Raw genomic sequence first — 19,952 nt, forward strand, 5'->3', positions numbered from 1 at the left:
CCGGGCGCATCTGGCGCGCCCTGGCCACGCGATCGCGGTCGCGCGAGAACCCGCGGGAAGGAACGCACGGTGACCCTGACCCCGAGGGATGTCCGCGGCATCAGATTCGGCGCGGCCCCACCCGGCACGCGCGGCGACGACGAGCGCCCGGCGGCCACATCGGGTCGGCGCTCCCGTCACCGCGAGGTCACGCGCCGGAATCGTCCCGGCAGGCACCACCGATGACCCGGCCACGGACGGATCCGCCCCCGTGGGATGCCGGGGACATGCACAACGTCGCCTTCCTGGGCCCGTCCCAGGGAGAACCGGCCTACGACGCCGACGAGGTCGACCGGTTCCTGGACCGGATCCACGCCACCCTGGCCGGCCAGGACACCCTCACCGCCCACGAGGTACTCACCGCCGCCTTCCCACCGCCAGCGCCGGGGAACCGCGGCTACGGCCAGGCCGGGGTGACGGCGTTCCTCGTCCTGGCCGCGCACAGCCTCAAACGGCTCACCCGGTCCGCGGACAAACCCACCCGACCATCGATGCGGGCGAGTGCGTCCGCGCCCGGGAACACACCGCGATCGGGCCGCGACGCGTCGAGGGTGTTCCGGCAGGCGTCGCCAACCCCGCAGCCCGGTCGTCGCCCATCGGAACCGGACCCCCGGGACGTCTATCACGCCGCGGCCATCCGGCGCCGCTCAGCGGCGGCGACCTACGATCGGGACGAGGTCAACGCCCTCCTGGACCGGGTCCGCGCCACCCTCGCCGGTGGGGACACGATCACCGCCGAGGATGTCCTCACCGCCACCTTCAACCCTCCGCCACCGGGCCGGCCCGGCTACACCGAAACCGAATTTCTCGCCCTGGTGGCCGCCGTCCTCGAGCAGCCCGCCCCACCCACGCCACCGGTGGCGCCGCCGGAAGCCACCCCGCCACCGCTGACCCCGGAAGCGATCCGCAACGTCCGGTTTCACCGGCCGCCGCTGGGTCAGTGCGGCTACGACGCGGACGAGGTCGACGCGTTCCTCGACCGCGTCGAAGCCACGCTGGCCGGCCAGGACACCCTCACCGCCCAGGACGTGCACGACGTCCGGTTCCACGAGGTGCCACCGGAGCAGGGCGGCTACGACCAGAACGAGGTGGAAACACTCCTGGACCTGGTCCAGGACCACCTCGGCGGCGACGTGGTGCACCGCTGGCACGCCTGACCGATCAGCCGGCACGCACCCGGCCGCGGCCGTGGCGCGCCAGGGTGAGGTACGCGTCGGTCGGCTCGCGGGGTGTCGGGGTGCGTTTCGATGCTCGACACTCGGGCGCCATGAACCTCTATGCGGAGCGGCCGTTTCGCGTCGCCGGGCAGGCGGTGGCGGACGCGCTCGTCGTGGCGTGGCTGGCCGTCTCGTGCTGGGCCGCGATTCAGGTGCGGGACTGGGTGTTGGGCCTGCGTGATCCCGGGCTGCGGTTGACCCAGGCCGGCGCCGATCTGCAACACACCTTCACCAGCACGGCGCAGCACGCCGGCAAGGTACCCCTGGTGGGCGGTCCGCTCTCCGATGCGCTCGGCCACGGCGCGGACGCCGGGCAGGTCATGATCGACGCCGGACAGCGGCAGATCGCCGTGGTCGACGACAGCGCCGTGGCGCTCGCGGCGGCGGTGGTCGTGTTCGGGGTGGTCCCGGTGCTGTGGTGGTGGCTCCCCCGGCGGTTGCGCTACGCCCGCGCGGCCGGCGCGGCGAAGCTGATGCGCGAGCGGGATCCGGAACTGTTGGCCCTGCGCGCATTGACCGCGTTGCCGGCACGCCGGCTGCTGGCGATCAGCGCTGAGCCGGCCGCGGCCTGGCATCGCGGGGAGACCGCCGTGACCGAAAAGCTCGCCGCCGCCCACCTCGCCGCGCTGGGCCTGCGCCTACCACCGAAGGCGCGGGCGACCGTACCGACCGCCGACGCGCCACGCCAAGCCAAGGACAGCGTCTAGAAGCACTCGTGGCGGCCGATCAGAACCCTGGTCACCATGCCGGGCTGGTGCAACGTCCCGGCGGTGGTCGCCCAGGCGACGTTGCGCAGATTGCGCACGGTCACCGCGTTGGCCTGCGCGCCTGAGGTTCCGGGTACTCCCCGGACCCCCGGCGGACCCTTGAACACCGTGCTGGCGTCGATGTTGACGTCGACGTTGTTGTAGGTGACGTCGCCCGCGAGGAACTCCAGGTCGGTCACCAGGTTGACGCCCGTCGAGGACGGCGCGGTGGTGAGCAGCGTGACGTCACCGATGAACGGCACGTGCGGGGTGACGATGGACTGGCAGAAGCCGTAGAGGGTGACCTGCCGGAACGCGTTGACCTGCACCGGATGCAGCCGGCCCGTCAGCTCGCGGTCGACCGCGCCGAACGTGACGAACCCGAAGCCCTGCAGGAGGTCCGCGCTGACCTTGAACGGCATGCCGGCGACGGCGAAGGACACCGCGAGGGCACCCCGGGCCATGCCGAACATCAGCCCGCCCGCGCTGATCACCGCTGCGGCGAATACCGCGAGAAAGCGCCGCCAGCGGATCCGCCCGCCCTGTGTTCCCGTTGCCTCGACCACGATCTTCCCCCCTGAAGTCGTCCCTCGCAGTCTCCGCAGGAAACCGTCGTCGGCGCCTGCGCTCGCCGAAGGAATCACCCGCCCGGGGCGTCGCCGTCAGCCCACCCATGCGCACGGTTATCGATCTCGCGCGGTCCCGGCCTCGGCGGCGCCACCGACACCGCGCGGCGACAGGGCGCGCTCAACCCGGTCAACGCCGAACACGGCGCGTACCTCGACGCCGTCCTCGAGCAGCCCGCCCGCCCGCTCACCCGTTCCCGGACCCTGGCTTGACGGCCTGCACCGAGAGCTGCGGACCTCCCGGGATCCTGGTGTTGCCGCATGCGGTGACATCGCCCGAATCGAACCGCACGAACATGGCGGCGGTGTCGTCCGGCGGGTAGACCCGGAAACCAGCCACCGCGACGGGATTGCAGTCACTGGCCGGATAGTTTTCCGTGCTGGCGACCCGCACAATCGCGGAGGCCATCTGCCCGGGTGCCAGGGTGACCTGCGGCCCGGTAGGACCATCGTGCCCCGCGGGCGCGCCGACCTGCTCGCCGTTTCCTGGCGCGACGAAGGACACCCCCGGGAAGCCTGACAGGACACAGTTCGCCTTGCCAATATTGGCGGACACACTCGTCGAGTTCGTCGCGGGTCAGCAACCCGTCCCTGACCAGATGTGGTCCGGCCTGCGTGAGGTTGAGTCGCCACAGATCGTCCGGTAGCCCGCCCACTCCGATCAGCCGTGGCTTCGTTTCCGCCGCGATGTTGACGAAACCGCGCTGTGCCAGGAGAGCGGGAAGCCGGCTTCCCCACGCCATGTCCGCACCGCGCCGTCGTGCGGCCTGTTCGGCGGCGGCAGCGTAGCGATTCACGCAGGGTAGGGGCTCGAGCCCACCGGGAGGGTGTAGACGTCCTCCACGACCAGCCAGCCGCCCGGGGTGAGCCACTCGAAGGCGCGGGCGATGACCTCCTCGCGGGCGGGGACGTGGCAGAGCACCGCGCGCGTGTGCACGAGTTCGAAGGATGACGGGGCGAAATGATGGGAGTTGATGTCCACTTCCTGGACGTCCAGATTGGACACCCGCCGCGGATCGAGGTGGCGCGTATCGATATCGGCCGCGACAACATGACCCTCCAAGCACCTGGTGGCAAGCCAGTAGGCGACCGACCCTGCGCCAGCGCCGATTTCGAGGCACCGCCAGGCGTCACGGAGAGGAAGTGATTCGAGAAACGCGATCGTGTCAGGGTCCTTGACCCGCTCGAGCAACCGTAGCCGATCCAGTTCGGTCAGCTCGTCCATGCTGAAGGGTCCGGTGCTGTACGCGTCGGTCCTCGCTCCTCGAGTCATCGTCGTGTTCCCACCCCTGCCCAGCACGGCCTGCGTTTTGACATTGTGGCGCAACTGCTCACCGTCGCTCCCCCACCCGGATCTCCGGCACGGTCGACCACAAGCCGCTGCTCGACAGAGGCGGGCCGCCATCCGGCTCGCCGAGCGGCCTCCCCGCGCCACCGAACCCGTCGGTGCGTCACGGCTGAGCGCCGCGGGCGAGCCGCAGCCGCCGGTGGGCGGCCATCCGGATCGGCGCGTTGACCGCGCCGTACCCGGCGTAGCCACCGACGCGCTGGACCACCTCGAAGAACACCCGGGAGCCCAGCAACTCGGTGTAGAAGTGCAGGAACTCGCCGTTCTCGTCGCGGTCGTAAAGCACGCCGCACTCCCGCATCGCGGCGAGCAGGTCCGGGTCGAGGGCCAGCCGGGCGTCCAGGTCGTCGTAGTAGTTGCCGGAGATCTCCAGCAGCGGCGCGCCCAGCGCCCGCATGGCCCGGGCGGTGGTGATGGCATCGTCCGTGGCGAAGGCGATGTGCTGCGGGTCGCGCACCCCCGGCGCCCACTCGCCGCGGCGCAGCAGGGCCACGCTGAGCGCGATCCGCACCTGGCGCTTGGTGTCGGTGACCGCGCGGCTGCGGACCAGCCCGAACGGGGCGGCGAACTCGGTGAGGGTTTCCGGATGCAGGCCGAGCACCGAGCGGTAGAACAGCGCCGCCTCGTCGAAATAGTCGAACGGCTGCGTCAGCGCGACGTGGTCGACCGCCGTGAGGCCGGTCCCCGCACCGCGCGGCACGCCCATGGCGATGAAGTCGGCCAGCCAGCTGGCCGGATCGTCGGCGCCGGTGCGGCAGAAGAACACCGCGGTCCCGTCCGGTGCGGCCACGGCGGCGAGGTCCGCCTCGTTCGCGGCGTGCGTCCGGGGCAGCTCGGGCGCGAGCAGCGCCTCCGCGCGGCGGGCGGAGCGGGCCGGGTCGGCGCTCTCCACGGCGAGCCCGGTCACCTCGGTCACACCCGGGTTGTCCCCGCCGCGTCCGGACGCGTTGACCAGGATGCGCGCGGTGCCCTGCTGCCAGAGTTGGACGGGCCTGGAGCGGTGCTGGCCGGTGTGCGCGAAACCCATCGCGGCCAGCGCGCGCTCCACCTGAGAGCCGGACGCCTCGTCAACGGTCAGTTCGACGAAGGCATGCCCGGCCAGATCCGGCGGGGACGGCAGCTCCGGCTCGCGCACCTGGGCCGGGCCAGCCGGACCGAGGGTTTCCCGCAGGGCCAGCAGCGACCGCATCGCATCCACCGCCGCACGCCGCGGATCGGCCTGGCGGAAGACGTCGTTGAACACCTCCAGCGACAGCGGGCCGTCATAGCCGGCGCCCAGCACGTGGTCGAGGAAGGTGGTCAGGTCGAAGGCGCCCTGGCCGGGGAAGAGCCGGTGGTGCCGGCTCCACTGCAGCACGTCCATGTCCATCCGCGGCGCGTCCGCGAGTTGCAGGAAGAAGAGCTTGGATCCGGGGATGTCCCGAATGCCCGCCGGGTCGCTGCCCCGCGACAGCACGTGGAAGCTGTCCAGGCACAGGCCCAGCGCGGGGTGGTCGGCGCGGCGGACGATGTCCCAGGAGTGCTGGTAGGTGTTCACGAACCGACCCCACGCCAGCGCCTCATAGGCGATCCGCATCCCGCGCTCCGCGGCTCGCGACGCCAGCGCGTGCAGCTGCTCGGCGGCAAGGTCGTCGTCGTCCACCGCGTCCGGCGACACCGAGGAGCAGACCAGCATGGTGGTCACCCCGAGCTGTTCCATCACGTCGAACTTGCGCTCCGCCCGGCGCAGGTTGGCCCGGAGGACGTCGGGCGGGACCGCCTCGAAGTCGCGGAAGGGCTGGTACAGGTCGATGGTCAGGCCCAGGTCGGCGCACTCCTGCCGGACGCGTGCCGGAGACCACGGGGCGGCGATCAGGTCGGGGTCGAAGATCTCCACGCCGTCGAAGCCGGCGGCGGCCGCGGCTGCCAGCTTGTCCTCCAGGGTGCCGGACAGGCAGACGGTGGCGATCCCGGTGCGCGGCCGGGCCGGCTTGGGGGGCTGGTCAGCGACGGGCATGGGCGTCTCGCTTTCCCGCTCCGGCCGCGCCGACGAGCGCGTCGAAGTGGCGCATCATCGCTTCCTCGTCCGGGTCGATGCCGGTGAACAGCCGGAACGAGTCGGCGGCCTGGAAGACGGCCATCCGACCGCCGTCGAGGACCCGGCAGCCACGTTCCCGGGCCGCGGTGACGAGTTCGGTGTCCAGCGGCCGGTACACCACGTCGGCCACCCACAGTCGCGGCCGCAGCAGGTCCACCGGCACCGGGAGCCCCGGGTGCGCGGCCATGCCGGTGGGCGTGGCGTGGACCAGGCCGTCGGCCGACCGCAACGCCGCGGCCAACTCCGCGCCGCCGTCGGACAGCCGCCCGCCGCTGACGCGGTCGGCGCCGAAGCGGGCGCGCAGCGCCTCGACCAGCGCGGCGCCGCGGCGTGCGTCGAGGTCGAATATCCGCACGTGCCCGGCGCCCAGGGTGAGCACCGCGTGCGCCACCGCACTGCCGGCGCCGCCGGCGCCGAGCAGGACCACGGCGTCCAGCGAGGCGTCGGGCAGTCCCCGACCGACCGCGCGGGCGAAGCCGGACCAGTCGGTGTTGTGGCCGATCGCCCGGCCGCCGGTGAACACCACGGTGTTGGCCGCACCGAGGTCGGCGGTCTCCGGCGACAACTCGTCCAGGTGGTCGAGCACAAGCTGCTTGCCGGGATGGGTGACGTTGACCCCGTCGTAGCCGGCGAGCCTGGCGGCGCTGAGAAGGTCGCCGATCGCGGCGGCCGGCAGTGCGAGGTCGTCGATGTCCAGCAGGCGGTAGAGGTAGCGCACGCCGAGCCGGTCGGCCTCGCGCTCATGCAGGGCGGGGCTGAGCGACGAGCCGATGCCCGACCCGATCAGCCCGATCAGGTAGCCGCCCCGGCGGCTCCCACCCTCACCGGCGCGCTGCGAAGCGGGCATGCGGTTGTCCTCCCATCCGAGCCTGTGTACGAACTAGCTAGTTAGTTTTAGCCCACCAGGGTCGCCCGGGGAAGGGCGAGCCGAGGGAATCCGGCGCGCGGACCTAAAGTGGGAGATCCGCATATCCGAGCACGAGGGGGCCCCGGTGGCCGCACCACCGTCCGACCCGGCGTCGACCGAACGCGCCCCGAAGGGGGCGGAGCGGCAGCGGGACGCCGACCGGACGCGGGCGGAGATCCTCGACGTCGCCACCCGGGAGTTCGCCGACCGCGGCTACACCGGCGCCCGAGTAGACGAGATCGCCGCGAAGACCAGAACCACCAAGCGGATGATCTACTACTACTTCGGAAGCAAGGAGCAGCTCTTCGTGGCCGTGCTGGAGCGGGCCTACCAGGTGATCCGCTCGATCGAGCGGGAGCTGGACGTCGACCACCTGGAACCCGCGGACGCGCTGCGGCAGCTCGCCGAGCTGACCTTCGACCACCACGAGTCGCATCCGGACTTCCTGCGCCTGGTCAGCATCGAGAACATCCACCGGGCCGAGCACATCGCCAAGTCCTCGGTGCTGTCCGGACTGGCCGATCCGGCACTGGACGTGCTCGCCCGCATCCTGGAGCGGGGCCGGGCGGCCGGAGTCTTCCGCGAGGACGTGGACGCCCTGGACGTGCACATGATGATCAGCGCGTTCTGCGTGTTCCGCACGGCCAACCGCCACACGTTCGACGCGATCTTCAAGCGGGACATGCTCGACCCGCGGCACCGCGAGCACCACCGCCGGATGCTCGGCGACATGCTGATCGCCTACCTCACCGCGCGCTGACCACCGGTGCCCTGCCGTGGACCCCGGCGATGACGGCGGGCAGCGGGGCTTGACACGCGACGGCCATGACCCGCAGATTTAACTAACTAGTTCGTAACGGAAGCCGACCCCAACCCCCCCCGGCCGCACAGCCACATCTAGGACGGGCACCGGCACGCCGCCCCTCGGGAGACCCGCGAGCGGCCGGCTACACCGCCACCTCCGCCGGCCACCGCGAGGACCGTGGCGCGCCGGCACAACGCCGCCGCTGCCCGTGCGACCCGTGCAACGGAGCACCGACCGAGGAGCAGCAATGACGCCCACCCGATCGACCCGGCCTCGGCCCGAGTTCCTGGCCGAGCTGGGCAAGCCGCGGAAGGCGGCGCTGGCCGGCTGGATCGGCAGCGCGCTGGAGTACTACGACTTCTTCATCTACGGCACAGCCGCCGCGCTGGTCTTCGGCAAGATCTTCTTCCCGGCCAGCGCCCCGGCCACCGGCACCCTGCTCTCGCTGGCCACCTTCGGCGTCGGCTATCTCGCCCGACCGATCGGCGCCGTCCTCCTCGGCCACGTCGGCGACCGGTTCGGCCGGAAGCGCGTCCTGGTCCTCACCGTGCTGCTGATGGGGGCCGCCACCTTCCTGGTCGGCTGCCTGCCGACCTACCAGCAGGTCGGCGTGCTGGCGCCGGCCGCCCTGGTCGCGTTGCGCCTGCTCCAGGGGTTGTCCGCCGCGGGTGAACAGGCGGGGGCGAACTCCATGACGTTGGAGCACTCCCCATCCGACCGGCGCGGCTACTACACCAGCTTCACGTTGAGCGGCACCCAGGCCGGCCAGATCCTCGGCACCGCCGTGTTCCTCCCGGTGGCCGCACTGCCCCAGCACCAGCTGCTCACCTGGGGATGGCGGGTTCCGTTCTGGCTCAGCGCGGTCGTCGTGGTGGTCGCTTTCGTCATCCGCCGCAGGCTGGAGGAGACACCGGTGTTCCGTCGCGAGGTGCGGGCGGAGCGTGCCGCGCTGCCGCTGGCCGTGCTGTTCCGCGAGCACTGGGCCGCGGTGCTACGGGTCATCCTGGCCGCCGGGATCGCGTCGGTGAGCACGATTTTCACCGTCTACGCGCTGTCCTACGCGGTGAACACGGTCGGGCTGGCGCGGACGCCGGTGCTCTGGGTCGGCGTGCTGGCCAACGTGGTCGCGCTCGCCGCCATCCCGCTGTGGGCCCGGCTGTCCGACCGGATCGGACGCAAGCCGGTGTTCATCGGCGGCGCGCTGGCCAGCGGCGCGCTCACCTTCGCCTACCTGTGGTCGATCTCCTCGGCCGGCTACGGTCTGATCTTCCTGACCGGCATCCTCATGTTCGGTGTCGCCTACAGCGCGCCCAACGGGGTGTGGCCGTCCTTCTACGGCGAGATGTTCAGCGCCCGCGTCCGGCTCTCCGGCACCGCCATCGGCACCCAGCTCGGCTTCGCGTTCGCCGGGTTCGTGCCCACGGCGGCGGCCGCGGTCGCCGGCTCCGGACGTGGCAGTTGGCTCGGCGTCGCCGCGCTCACCGCCGCCGTGTGCGTGGTCAACGCGATCGCCGCGGCCACCGCCCGGGAAACCCACCGAGTCCCCATGGACCGGCTCGGTGCCCGCCCGGCTCCGGCGACCACACGGTAGCCGGCGCCCGACGGCCTGCTCAGCGCTGAACACCGTGCCCGCCAAACCCCGCTGATCGCCGTTAAGACCTCGCCATCATCAGCGTCCGGACGTCCCGCGCCTGGTTACCTGGAGTGACATATCTCGGGCAAAGAAAGGGTCAATGATTGCCGATCCGGAATTGTCCGGAGGGCGTCGGCGGGCGCACCCGGTAAAGCCTTGTTGGGCGAAGCTCGGAATACCGACGACCGAGGAGTACGGTGCCCGGAAAATGTCCGGTTCGCCATGGCGCCCGCGATCGCGGGCGGGCATCGGCGCGCTACCTACCGTGGCGGCGCCGTACCGCGAATACCCACGATATGTGCAGTACCCGGCCGTTTGCTCGGAGCTAACGTCGACGCATGGGAACAGTTCCGGTGCCCGCGCGGTCGGCACTGACACCCGGCCCGCATTGTTCGAGGGGAGGCGTGGCGGAAACAGCACTCTATCACCGCTGACCACGGTTAGCAGAATTCACGCGCCGATTTATTGCCCGATCAACTATCCGATGTGGGCGGACCAGCTACCGGTCACCGCGCGTGATGCGACACCGGGCGGTCGCCGTCGCCCCGGGTCTGCCCGCCCGACCTGCGCGCCGGGCCCGCCGTCCGGTGGCCGCGATCCCCCCATACCGGTTCACCGACCCGGAGGGAGCCACGATGCCTCGTGACATCTTCGCCGCCATGGCCGCGGTCGTACACGCGGAGGCCATCCGCCGGTACCAGCCCACCCGCGGCGCGGCCGGTGCCGCGCACATCACCCCGCCGCCCCGCGAGCGGTCCACGCGGCCGCAGCCGGCACTCTTACCCGCGCCGGCGCCGGCGAGCGCACGGTCGCCGTGGCCGGCGCCGGCCGTCGGGCTCGCCCGATTGCTGGCCATGCCACGGCACTGGTGGAGCGTGGCGCTGGCGGTCGTCGCCCACCGCGGGCACCGGCCGGCGCCGCGGTGACCGCCGGTGGGCACGGCGCCTGCGCCGCTCCGGTCGTGGACGCTCTTGCCGTGTCGAGGTGCGGGCGGCCGGCCGGGCTCCCAGGTGGCCCGAGTGATGATTCATCGCCACCCGCGGTGTCCGCGTTTCCCCTCGACCCGACGTGCGGTCGAGGGGAAACGCGGTAATGCCACGGTTCTGCGGGCCGAACCGGCTTCGCGCCTGGTATCAACCATTCCAGTCCGGCATCTTCCATGGTTCGACGGCAGGGAACCACGGGATGTTCAGCACGCCGAGAAGAGCCCGGCGGCTGGTGGTTTCAGGGACGGCAGTCGGTCCAGTCCTGCTCTATGCCCTGGGAACGCGGGACGTAGCAGCTGGTCTGGTGGGTCAGGCCGCCGTTCGGGTCATACCAGTTGCGAGCGGCAACACCACGTCTCACCGGCGGTGTGGCTGCGTTCAGCCGTGTTTGGTGAGGGTGACCACGACCGTGTCGGTGGGCGTGACGACGGTGCCCGGCTGCGGCTCGATCTTCACCGCCGTCCAGTTCCCCAGCATGATCGGCACCTTGGCGTGCGGGTCCTGGGAGGCGAAGGTGACCCGTTTCAGCCCCAGGGCGCGGAGTTGATCGCGGACGATCTGCCCGTTGCGGCCCGCCACGGCCGGCACCCTGATCTCGGCCGGCGCGGCAGCGCGGGGCTGGATCACGGTCGATCGTAGGACCGTCGTGGAGTTGATCAGCAGGTCGCCTTGCCCCTGGCATCCGGCGATCAGCAGGCCGGCGCCGACGATGCCCACGAGCGCCATTCTGGTCATGCGGTAACCCCCTCATGCCTCCCAGCCGTTCTGCGGTGCCTTCCATCCTTGCGGCGACGCAGGATGTCGGGCGATCCAGACCACTCGGACGGGCCTGGACAATCGCTGGTTCGGCGCAGCACACGCGGTACTGACCGTCGGCGATGCCGCCGATGCGGGGATTCCGCTGTCCGCGGTGCCCGAGACGACCACGGGACTCCGAGCCGGGACACGCGCGCCGCGCGGCCCTGACCGGTCGCGGCACGGTGCCGCCATCCTCAGCTGGCCGCCGGTTCCGTGTAGATGACCACGTTGTCGGCGTATCCCCGGTCGGGGTCGAACGAGCCGCCACACGTGACGAGAACAAGCCGCGCCTGGCCGCGCTGGCCGAACAGGTCCGGCGGTAGGCGCTGCTTCGGATACTCACGACGGGCCATCACGCGATAGGTGTAGCGACCGACGGGAGTATCGAGCGCGACCAGGTCGCCCTGCCGCAGCGAGGCCACGTGGAACAGCGCCCCCAGCCCGATGCGGACGTCGTCGACGTGGCCGGCCACCAGCACCGTCCCCGTCGTCGCGCCGGGATAGGCGCCGCCGACCCACCAGCCGACCTGGCGTGGGTCCGGCGGCACCACCAGCGACCCGTCGCCGCGGACCGGAACGGGAACCACCGCGGCGGCGATCCCCAGGCTGGGCAACACCAGCCGATCCGGAACGCGCTGCACCAACGCCGCGGCCAGTGGGCTCGACGGCGCGCGCCCGTCCTCCGTGCCACCGAAGGACGGGCGCGGCACAGCACTGCCGTCTGCGCCGGCGAACGTCGGCACGGTGCCGAATTCGGCTGGCGGATCCGCCAGCGTGAGCGCCATGGCAGCCGTGACCATCGCGACGCCGCTTACCACGGCGGCGGCACACACCATGGTGCGCGCACCGCCGAGCCGGAACAGGCTCACCTGCCGGCGCGCCGACGCAGTCCCAGACCACCAAGTCCGGCCACCACCAGGCCGGCCACGGCCAGGATGGCGACCTGCCAGCCCCGCGAGGACGCGGCGGCCAGGCCCGCACTGCCGGTGTTGATCGAAATCGGCACACCAAGCTGTCGGGCCGCTGCGGTCAACCGGTCGATGTGCGCGCGGACCACCGGAGCCGCATCAGCGGCCGCCCGCTTCACCTCCGCGGAGCTGCCCGTCTCCTCCTCGGTCATGCCCAGTCGCAGGACCGCGCTGTGCGCCGCCAACTGTCCGGTGATGAACAGCCGGTCGAACTCGCTGCCCGAGGCATTCTCCAGCCTGGCCTGCATCGCCCGTTGCTCGGCGTCGGGGGCCTCCGGCAACGTCACCCGGTTCATCGAGGCCAACTGCTGCACCGCGCCGTCCAAGCGGGTGTGGTCGGCGACGAAGAGCGCGCCGATGCTCCTGACCTGCTCGCTGGCGCCCCTGCTCTGCGCGAGCCGGCCCACCGCGATCTCCGCCAGATTGCCCTGATGCACCGTCCGCAGAAACTGCTGATCCTGACTGGACAGCTGCGACTGGCTCGCGGCCGCGGCACCGGCGGTGGCCACCGCCAGCAACAGCCCGACGGCAACCGCCCTGCCATGCCCCACTGTCCATCTCAACCAACGGCTCGACATTCGTTCATCCCCCCCAGCGGCGTGCCGCGGCACCGCACAGCTGTCAACGAGTTCCGCCCACAGAGGTCCCTGACCCGCTCCGCCAACCACCCCGAGGACGTCGCCAGAGCGTCGATGAAGCTGCCGCGGTGCGCGGGCTCCACGCGGGCACCAGCCGAGGATGGCACCGTGTCCGACACGGTGCTCGCCGTCGGGGTGTCAGCCACCGATGTGGTGGACCTGCGCGGGTCACTGTCCGTCACGCTTGTGTCGATCTCGCCCGACCTGACCGCCGGCGGGGACCGTCCGTGTCGCGGGAAGCGTCCGGTGGGTGCCGTGACACACATCGGTTCTTCCTCGCAGCGTCGGTTGCGCGGGTCCGCAAACCCGCCACGAGCGCCGGGGGTGCTCCGCTACTGGCCGGGCAGGGTGCAGGTGTTGACCACGTCGCCACTGCCTGGCTTGGGGACGAAACCGCTCGGTGGCGGCGTCGTGCGGTGTTCGACCCAGCCTTCCAGCGCGGTGAGGGCGTCGCGGTAGCACGGCAGGATCGGCCGAAGCCGGTCCGGGTGCGCGTCGTAGCGCCCGTCGACGTGGTTTCCGGCTCCGATCACGTAGTAGCGGTGCAACGGCGCGCTTCCGGCGTACTCGACCATCTGGTTGTAGACGTCGGAGTCGGTGCGGATCGGCAGCAGGGCGTCCAGATCGCCGTGCAGGGTCAGCATCGGTTTGCCGATCTTGCCGGTGAGCGAGACCTTGGCGACCGCGTCGGCCACCTCCGGCCGCTGCGTGATCGCGTCGGCGTAGTCGTAGTCGGCGTCGCAGCGGCCCACCGTTGGCGGAATCGTGCCGGGCTGACAGAACGGGAAGCCGTCCTGCGGTGCCCCGGGCGGCTCGTAACCGGGATCGAACTCGGCTCGATAGGTCCGCTGCGTGAGATCCCAGTATTCGGCGTAGTGGTCGGCCCAGAGGAACTCCGAGCCTGGCGCGAACCCGGCCGCGATCATCGCGTCGTGCGCCGCCTGCGCGCCGGGACCACCCGCGGCGTAGGTCGGGTAGTCCTTCAACGCGGTCGGCAGGTAGGTGAACAGGTTGGGTCCCTGGGGGAGGAACAGCGTTCCTTCCCAGTCCACGCCCCCGTCGTAGAGATCGGGCCGGTTCTCCAACTGCCAGCGGGTCAGATAGCCACCATTGGAGATCCCGGTCATGTACGTGCGCCGCGGCGATCGGCCGTAGACCTGGCGGACCACGTCCTTCGCCGCGATCGTCACCTGGGTCACCCGCGCGTTCCACTCGGCAACCGCGTCGCCCGGCGACACGCCGTCCTGGAAGAAGTCCGTGCCGCTGTTGCCCTTGTCGGTCGCCGCGTAGGCGTAGCCGCGGCCGAGCACGTCGTCGGCGATCACCTGGTCGGCGGCGTACTGCTTGCGCACGCCGGGTGCACCGGTGACCACCAGCTTGCCGTTCCAGTGCTCCGGGAAACGCATGACGAACTGGGCGTCGTGCGACCACCCGTTCTCGGTGTTGTGCTGCACCCGGTCGCTGTCGGGGAAGTAGCCGTCCACCTGGATACCCGGGACGCCGGTCGGGGACTTCGTGCCGGATGCGGCCAGTCCCGCCCAGTCACTGGGATCGGTGTGGCCGGTCACCACGGTTCCCTGCGCTCCGCCCGTGGTGAGGCTGGGCAGGCACGCGGCTTTCTGCGTTTCCGCTCCGGCGACGGCGATTCCGGCAGCCGGCGTGACCAGTGCGCCGGTGAACCCCGGACAGTGCGCCACGACACCGCTGGCGGGTTGCGCGGACGCCGGCACCGCGCCAAGCGTGGCCACCGTGAGCATGGCGAGGCCGGCGACGGCTGGTCCGGTCCCCACACGCCGTGCCCGACCGCGCCGTCGCTTCGTCCGCGTGCTCGCGGTAGTCGGCCCGGCGTGGTCGGGCATCAGCGGCTGACCGGCGGCCACCGGTACGGAGCGCGGCACCATCGCATCCCTCCACGGCATCCCCCCGACCGACGGGGTGAGCGTAGAGAGCGCGAGGGGCGCCAACCATGTACCGGCGGCACAGACGTCACGGGCCTCCTGTGGTGCGTGCGGACATGGACGGCCCGATTGCCGAGTCCGGCACCGCGCTGGCGAGTGGGGCGGCTACCCGACGACCGTGTGGGTGCCAAGCGCCCGCATGCAGCGCGAGGCTGAGGATGCGTCCGCCTCGTAACCGCGGGTACGAACTCCGGGCGCGGGCGTTGCGCGTCGACGTGCTGTTGGAAGGTGTCGTCGCCGACCTCTCACCCCGTGGCGATATCGGATGCGCACCGCCACCCGCGCGCCGCCGGTTGTCACTACTTCCGGTGTGCCTGCTCGTATCGGCGCTGCACGTCGGCCGGGATCCGGCCGCGGTCGGAAATCTGGATGCCCTGCCGGCGGGCCCACGCACGGATCGCCTGGCTCTCCTCCCGACTCGCCGCCGCCCGCCGGCCTGGCCGCCCGACGCGCGTCTTGCGACCCCCGACACGGCGCGCCTTGTCCAGGTAGGGCCGCAGTGCCTTCGACAGTTTCTCCGCGTTTTTGTCGCTCAGGTCGATCTCGTACTCGCGACCCTCGAACGCGAACTTCACCGTCTGAGTGGCCTCAGAACCGTCGAGATCGTCCACGAGAGCGACCTGCACCTTCTGCGCCACGGCCATCTCCTTTCACCGATAATCGAGTCCTGTCCAAAATCCTGCGACCCCACGCCGTTCCTGTCAACTGAATGCCACACCAACACAGCGCCGCCCGACCGAGATCGCACGACCTTGGCCGCGATTCCCGCTGCTGCCGATCCCCATGTTCACCACCCCATCGGCGGGGCCCCGGCGACGGGCGTCCATCGACGCCCGTACAACCGAAACATCCTTCTCTCCACGCCCGCATCGCCATGCCGGAACGCCGCTCAAGATTCCCGCTTCCGGCGGCAGTACCGCGAGCGTCGAACGCTGCGGCGGAACAGGCCAAGGACCGAGCGCATGTCCAGGGGAAGAACATGGGAAAGTTTCTCATGAACGCGGCGCCTTCTGCTCGGGCCGGTCCCAGCACGGACTGCCAGGATCGCGTGGCAAGAAAGCGGAAACCGCGGATCTGGCCCCCGGTCGGTCCACGTTCACACCACTCGTGTTCGGTACGCCCGTGCTAAGGCTCGCCCGGCGATCAGTAGGCCGGACATGGTCCGCTTTCGGCACAGCGATGCACTCGTGGGCCCCTGACAGGGCGGCCGGTGCGCAAGGATGACACCATGGCGGATGGCTCCACGACGATCGAACTCAGCCGGTCCGAACTCCGGGAGGTCGCCGGCTACGCGGTGGCGTGCGCGCGGCCTGCATTGACGATCTTCGAACGGGAACGCCCTGACGATCGGCGCCCACACGCCGCGATCGACGCTGCGTAGGCGTTCGCGGATGGAGGCGAGCGGACCAAGGCGTTACGTGACAGCGCGTGGGCGGCGCAGCGGGCGGCTCAGGAGGCTCGCGATGCAGGACAGGCCGCGGCGAGCGACGCTGCGCGCGCGGCCCTCGCCGCGGCCGGTGCGGCGTTCCTCCACCCCCTGGCGAAAGCTACTCAGGTCAAGCACATCCTCGGATCGGCCGCTCATGCCGCACGAGCGTTCGAACTCTCCGCCGGAGACGATCCCGCCGTCGGAGCCGACCACATCGCGCAGTCGCGGATCCTTGCGTCTCCCGTCGTGGTGGGCGTCCTGAGGCGCTACCCGGTCGCCCCGCGTGGCGGTGGGCGGGTCGGAGAACTGATCCGTCAGCTGGACGCGTCGCTGCGGTGACCCCCACCTCCCACCACTCACCGGTGCACCGGTACCTGCTGTACCAACCCGTCGTCGCCGAGCCCCCGCTCGACAGAGCGATCAACGCCAGCCACCAGCTCGTCAAGCCCAGGCTGGACCGGTTGCCGGCCAAGGTGCGTCTCGGCGCCTCACCTTCGGCTGCGCTCGGTGACCGCAACGTCCGGCGCACCATCACCAGCGGTACGCGGCCCGATCACGAGCGGTTTTCCGCTCCTGCGTGCGCGGCGACCGCGCCGTGGCCTTGAGTGGGCGAACGAGTCCGCTGGCTACTCGGCGGGCCGGGATGTTCCGGGAAGTCCGTGGATGTCCAGGCACGTTCGCCGTGATTGTCACCTCAGTCAGTCACTCACCGGCTCCGCGCCGCCAGTCCGCTGTGGACGCCTATGCGCCGCTCCCCTCCCTTGCGGTGTGGTACCGGGCACCATATGCGGTGGCCGGCACCACACCGTCCAGGGCCAAAGCCAGTTTCTGGTGACGAGAAGACGCCGTGGCTCTTGTTAATGGACGGGGGCGACCGCGCCAGGCGCGGCCTGCTCGGGTGCGCGTCCGCTGGCCGCCAGGCGGCGGTGCACCAGCGCACCGAACAGCAGGCCCATGGTGGTCCACATGACCAGCTGGATGCCCAGGGAAGCCACGCGGAAGTTCCACAACACGCCGGCCGGAAAGCCCTCCGGGACCTCGTTGACGGTCGGCAACAGCAACGCACCCAGCGCTGCGGTGACGATGAACGCCGCGCCCGCGACCAGCGCCGCGTTCCAGGCACCCAGCCGGGAGACGAGCCTCCGGCCGAGATATGTCGCGGCGACCGCCAAGGCGATCGACAACGCCACCATGCCGAAGTACACGACGGTGCGTTCGTTGATCGTGTCGGGGTTACCGATCGACGGCGGGTTGGCCGGATACTTCAGAAAAGGCACCACGAACGCCGCGAGGTAGCCGCCCAGGGCCACCAGGAGCGCGGTGGCCCGCGGGCTGAGCCGACCGACGCGGCCGTAGGCCACCGCGAACGCCAGCGCGAACAGACCACCGAAAGCGACCGCGTATACCAACACGCCAGTGGCCAGGCCCAGCGTGCTCTGCACGCCCCGGCTAACCAACTCGGGATCGGGGGTCTCGCCCCTGGCGGCCTGCTCCGCCGACTCGAAATCGATCGCGGCACCGACCGAGGGCTCGCCGAAGATCCGGGCGAACACGAGCGCGAGCAGCCCCGCCACCAAGCCGGAGAGCATGCCGCGCACCAACAACATCCTCATCATGGCCGAAGTCCCCCAGCCACTCAGTGGCAGGGGAAGCCGAGCAGGTGCCGGCCGTCATGGACGAACTCGTGCACGTAGTGACCAGAGATCAGCGACGTGGCGCCCTGTTCGGCGCCGACGAAGTACAGCAACACCAACGCCAAGACACCGATGAACACGGCCCAGGGCAGGATCTCCCGCACCGGGATCTGCACCGGGATCGGGGCGGGCCGGGGGGCGGAGACGACGCTCACGATCGGAACCTCCTCGGGTTGACGCGACCCACAAACGGACGGTGATCACGACGGCGGAGTGTCTGACTCACGGACCCCGCGCTGGCTGCGCACGGTGCCGTTTACAGTGGCGCGACCGTGCCGGGCTCCCACCGGCTTACTCCGGTCCGTCGGTCGAGTGACCGTAAGCGCGGTGTGAAGACGATGTCAATCGGCCGAACCGGTTGGGAGACCACGCTCACCGCTCCACCCCCGGTGACTGGAGGAGCCAACCACCGATGATCACCCGACTGGTCCTGGTCTGCCACGCGTCGACCACCGCCACCCGCGCGGCACGCTTCCCCGACGACGAGCCACTCGACACCCGTGGCGCCAGCCAGGCCGCCGCCGCGTCGGGGGCCCTGCGCCGCATCGACCAGGTGCGCTGCGGTCCGGAGCGACGCTGCCGGGAGACCGCCACCGCGTTGGGACTGCGGGACCTCGCGGTCGACTCGGCGTTGGCCGATCTCGACGTCGGCACTTGGCGTGGAAAGGGTCTGGCGGAACTTGAGGGCACCGACCCCACCGCCTTGCATGCCTGGCTGACCGATACCTCGGCTGCGCCGCACGGCGGGGAACCGCTGCTCGACCTGCTCGCGAGAGTGGCCGGCTGGCTCGATGGTCTGCGCGCAAGCCATGGGCGCATCGTCGCGGTCACCCACGCGTCGGTCATTCGCGCCGCCGTGCTCCACGTGCTTCAGGCGCCGCCGTCCGGGTTCTGGCGGCTCGATGTGGCGCCGCTGTCCCACACCGTGCTGTCGAGCAACGGCGGCCGATGGACGGTGCGGCAGACAGGGCACCCACTCCTGACAACACCAGAGCCGCAGCCCACCACCATGGACGCGACCGGTCCTCAAGAACGCTGATCTCGGCTGAGCTGAACCGCCCCGGGTTTCGCGGAGTCGGGTTTCTGGATCTCATGCCACGACGGTCGTGTTCTCGAGCCGCCGAGCGGTCACCAATGCTGGTGCGCTGCTGTCCACGCACCGATCCCGGCATCGTCACCGTGCCGCAGTGGCGGTCCCGACGTCGATCTGCACGCCCATCCGGACCGCTTCCCCGGCCTCGCCGCGCTGGCCCGCACGCGTGGCCGCGAGAGGCGCCTGGTGCGCGCACGGCCACGGTCGCGGTACCCCGAAAGGACCCGACCCGAGTCTCTTCCCGGTATATCCGGAGGGAGGAGCCATGGGCGGTGCGTCACACGGACGCCGCCGGAATGTCTCCCTTTGCCCGAACCGAGGGCCTGGGCGTCGGCCACGCATGGTAAGACCGGGTGACCGTGGTATGTGACGCGGAACCCGTTCAGCGAATTGCCGCCCCCTTTCAGCCTACCTATTCTGAACGTGTGGATCAGCGCCGATATTCTCCCGGCGCGACACGGTGGACCCACACTTTCCCCGCGCGGCCGAAACGGGGGTGATTCGTGACGACCGGAGACGACGACGTAACCTGATCACTCATTTGTGGGCAAAACCCCACTCTCCCGCGGGTTCCGACGAGTCCGCCGGCACAACGGCAGGACCTGGGCGGTTCCCCTGCGGCGGATCCGGCTCCGAGGAGTGGCGTCGAACCCGGCGGACGTTTGCCTGATCGACTGCATCAGAAATTTCCGCCGATCTCTCTGTTGGCTCGGCGACGTCGGGCACCAACTCCGTTCGGCGACGCCAAACCTCGTACGCCTGGCGAACAGGAACAGAATAAGGAGAACATCAATGTCGGAGAACCTGATCGAGTCCGTGGCTGCCCAACTGGCCCCGCCGGTGACCCGCAAACCCAGTGGCGCCGCGAGCACCGACGAGAGCGTCGGCCAGTCCATCCTCGGTATCACACTCCCCATCCTCGGCATCACGTTCGCCGACGAGGGCGACGAGTGACCACCCACCGCCGGTGACGTGCCGGAAGGGGCCCGT

Annotated in this window: 20 protein-coding genes and 1 pseudogene; 9 read left to right on the forward strand and 12 right to left on the reverse strand. The window is 70.7% G+C overall.

Annotated elements, in window-relative coordinates; translation table 11 throughout:
• The first annotated feature begins 221 nt into the window (after positions 1 to 221).
• Positions 222 to 1,196: a DivIVA domain-containing protein gene (locus FFT21_RS30555; RefSeq protein ID WP_137814836.1), complete on the forward strand. Its 975-nt coding sequence runs from the start codon at positions 222 to 224 to the stop codon at positions 1,194 to 1,196.
• A 110-nt stretch (positions 1,197 to 1,306) separates the two neighbouring features.
• On the forward strand, positions 1,307 to 1,963 hold the full coding sequence (locus FFT21_RS16865) for a hypothetical protein (RefSeq protein WP_137814837.1): 657 nt from the start codon (positions 1,307 to 1,309) through the stop codon (positions 1,961 to 1,963).
• Here FFT21_RS16865 and FFT21_RS16870 read toward each other — a convergent pair.
• The 5 genes from FFT21_RS16870 to FFT21_RS16890 all read right to left on the reverse strand — a co-directional run bounded on the left by FFT21_RS16870 (position 1,960) and on the right by FFT21_RS16890 (position 6,900).
• Entirely contained in the window at positions 1,960 to 2,568 is a 609-nt protein-coding gene (locus FFT21_RS16870) for a DUF6230 family protein (protein WP_137814838.1), read from the reverse strand. The two genes, FFT21_RS16865 and FFT21_RS16870, sit on opposite strands and share 4 nt — an antisense overlap.
• Before the next feature lie 247 nt (positions 2,569 to 2,815).
• Entirely contained in the window at positions 2,816 to 3,184 is a 369-nt protein-coding gene (locus tag FFT21_RS16875; protein ID WP_137814839.1) for a DUF4232 domain-containing protein, read from the reverse strand.
• 237 nt (positions 3,185 to 3,421) lie between these two features.
• On the reverse strand, positions 3,422 to 3,853 hold the full coding sequence (locus FFT21_RS16880) for a class I SAM-dependent methyltransferase (protein ID WP_192909587.1): 432 nt from the start codon (positions 3,851 to 3,853) through the stop codon (positions 3,422 to 3,424).
• Between the two features lie 226 nt (positions 3,854 to 4,079).
• Positions 4,080 to 5,972, reverse strand: a complete 1,893-nt coding sequence (locus tag FFT21_RS16885; protein ID WP_137814841.1) for a bifunctional sugar phosphate isomerase/epimerase/4-hydroxyphenylpyruvate dioxygenase family protein — start codon at positions 5,970 to 5,972, stop codon at positions 4,080 to 4,082.
• Positions 5,959 to 6,900, reverse strand: coding sequence for a shikimate dehydrogenase (locus FFT21_RS16890; protein ID WP_137814842.1), 942 nt, complete (start codon positions 6,898 to 6,900; stop codon positions 5,959 to 5,961). Before FFT21_RS16890 ends, FFT21_RS16885 begins: the two co-directional genes overlap by 14 nt.
• Positions 6,901 to 7,045: 145 nt before the next feature.
• Between FFT21_RS16890 and FFT21_RS16895 the strand changes: the two genes are divergently transcribed.
• From FFT21_RS16895 to FFT21_RS16905, 3 genes are all read left to right on the forward strand, one after another.
• A complete protein-coding gene (locus tag FFT21_RS16895; protein ID WP_137814843.1) occupies positions 7,046 to 7,720 on the forward strand; it encodes a TetR/AcrR family transcriptional regulator in 675 nt (224 codons plus the stop codon).
• Between the two features lie 292 nt (positions 7,721 to 8,012).
• Entirely contained in the window at positions 8,013 to 9,356 is a 1,344-nt protein-coding gene (locus FFT21_RS16900) for an MFS transporter (protein WP_137814844.1), read from the forward strand.
• 677 nt (positions 9,357 to 10,033) lie between these two features.
• On the forward strand, positions 10,034 to 10,324 hold the full coding sequence (locus FFT21_RS16905) for a hypothetical protein (protein WP_137814845.1): 291 nt from the start codon (positions 10,034 to 10,036) through the stop codon (positions 10,322 to 10,324).
• Between the two features lie 438 nt (positions 10,325 to 10,762).
• On the opposite strand, the gene FFT21_RS16910 is transcribed toward FFT21_RS16905, so the two are convergent.
• The 5 genes from FFT21_RS16910 to FFT21_RS16930 form a co-directional block, all read right to left on the reverse strand.
• Positions 10,763 to 11,101 carry a PASTA domain-containing protein gene (locus FFT21_RS16910; protein ID WP_137814846.1) on the reverse strand — a complete coding sequence of 113 codons (339 nt, stop codon included), beginning with the start codon at positions 11,099 to 11,101 and terminating at the stop codon, positions 10,763 to 10,765.
• Positions 11,102 to 11,376: 275 nt separating this feature from the next.
• Positions 11,377 to 12,051 (reverse strand): class F sortase, encoded by a 675-nt coding sequence (locus FFT21_RS16915; protein WP_137814847.1) that lies wholly within the window; start codon positions 12,049 to 12,051, stop codon positions 11,377 to 11,379.
• Entirely contained in the window at positions 12,048 to 12,701 is a 654-nt protein-coding gene (locus FFT21_RS16920) for a DUF4142 domain-containing protein (protein WP_192909588.1), read from the reverse strand. The genes FFT21_RS16915 and FFT21_RS16920 overlap by 4 nt, the downstream gene beginning before the upstream one ends.
• A gap of 419 nt (positions 12,702 to 13,120) precedes the next feature.
• A complete protein-coding gene (locus FFT21_RS16925; RefSeq protein ID WP_225978481.1) occupies positions 13,121 to 14,578 on the reverse strand; it encodes a tannase/feruloyl esterase family alpha/beta hydrolase in 1,458 nt (485 codons plus the stop codon).
• Between the two features lie 467 nt (positions 14,579 to 15,045).
• Positions 15,046 to 15,384: a histone-like nucleoid-structuring protein Lsr2 gene (locus tag FFT21_RS16930; RefSeq protein ID WP_137814849.1), complete on the reverse strand. Its 339-nt coding sequence runs from the start codon at positions 15,382 to 15,384 to the stop codon at positions 15,046 to 15,048.
• Between the two features lie 590 nt (positions 15,385 to 15,974).
• Between FFT21_RS16930 and FFT21_RS16935 the strand changes: the two are divergent.
• Together FFT21_RS16935 and FFT21_RS16940 are read left to right on the forward strand one after the other, a co-directional pair.
• Positions 15,975 to 16,514, forward strand: a pseudogene (locus tag FFT21_RS16935) (putative immunity protein).
• Between the two features lie 23 nt (positions 16,515 to 16,537).
• Positions 16,538 to 16,780 carry a hypothetical protein gene (locus tag FFT21_RS16940; RefSeq protein WP_137814850.1) on the forward strand — a complete coding sequence of 81 codons (243 nt, stop codon included), beginning with the start codon at positions 16,538 to 16,540 and terminating at the stop codon, positions 16,778 to 16,780.
• A gap of 252 nt (positions 16,781 to 17,032) precedes the next feature.
• Here FFT21_RS16940 and FFT21_RS16945 read toward each other — a convergent pair whose 3' ends face one another.
• Positions 17,033 to 17,782: a CbtA family protein gene (locus FFT21_RS16945; protein WP_307722945.1), complete on the reverse strand. Its 750-nt coding sequence runs from the start codon at positions 17,780 to 17,782 to the stop codon at positions 17,033 to 17,035.
• Between the two features lie 29 nt (positions 17,783 to 17,811).
• Positions 17,812 to 18,024: a CbtB domain-containing protein gene (locus FFT21_RS16950; RefSeq protein WP_192909589.1), complete on the reverse strand. Its 213-nt coding sequence runs from the start codon at positions 18,022 to 18,024 to the stop codon at positions 17,812 to 17,814.
• A gap of 257 nt (positions 18,025 to 18,281) precedes the next feature.
• Here FFT21_RS16950 and FFT21_RS16955 point away from each other — a divergent pair, with 257 nt between their 5' ends.
• Together FFT21_RS16955 and FFT21_RS28860 are read left to right on the forward strand one after the other, a co-directional pair.
• Positions 18,282 to 18,908: a histidine phosphatase family protein gene (locus FFT21_RS16955; protein WP_137814853.1), complete on the forward strand. Its 627-nt coding sequence runs from the start codon at positions 18,282 to 18,284 to the stop codon at positions 18,906 to 18,908.
• An 846-nt stretch (positions 18,909 to 19,754) separates the two neighbouring features.
• Complete coding sequence (locus tag FFT21_RS28860; RefSeq protein WP_153816558.1) at positions 19,755 to 19,916, forward strand: hypothetical protein; 162 nt, start codon at positions 19,755 to 19,757, stop codon at positions 19,914 to 19,916.
• Positions 19,917 to 19,952 lie beyond the last annotated feature (36 nt).

The sequence above is a fragment of the Gandjariella thermophila genome (assembly GCF_005405885.1).
In the GTDB taxonomy this organism is placed as follows: Bacteria; Actinomycetota; Actinomycetes; order Mycobacteriales; family Pseudonocardiaceae; genus Gandjariella; species Gandjariella thermophila.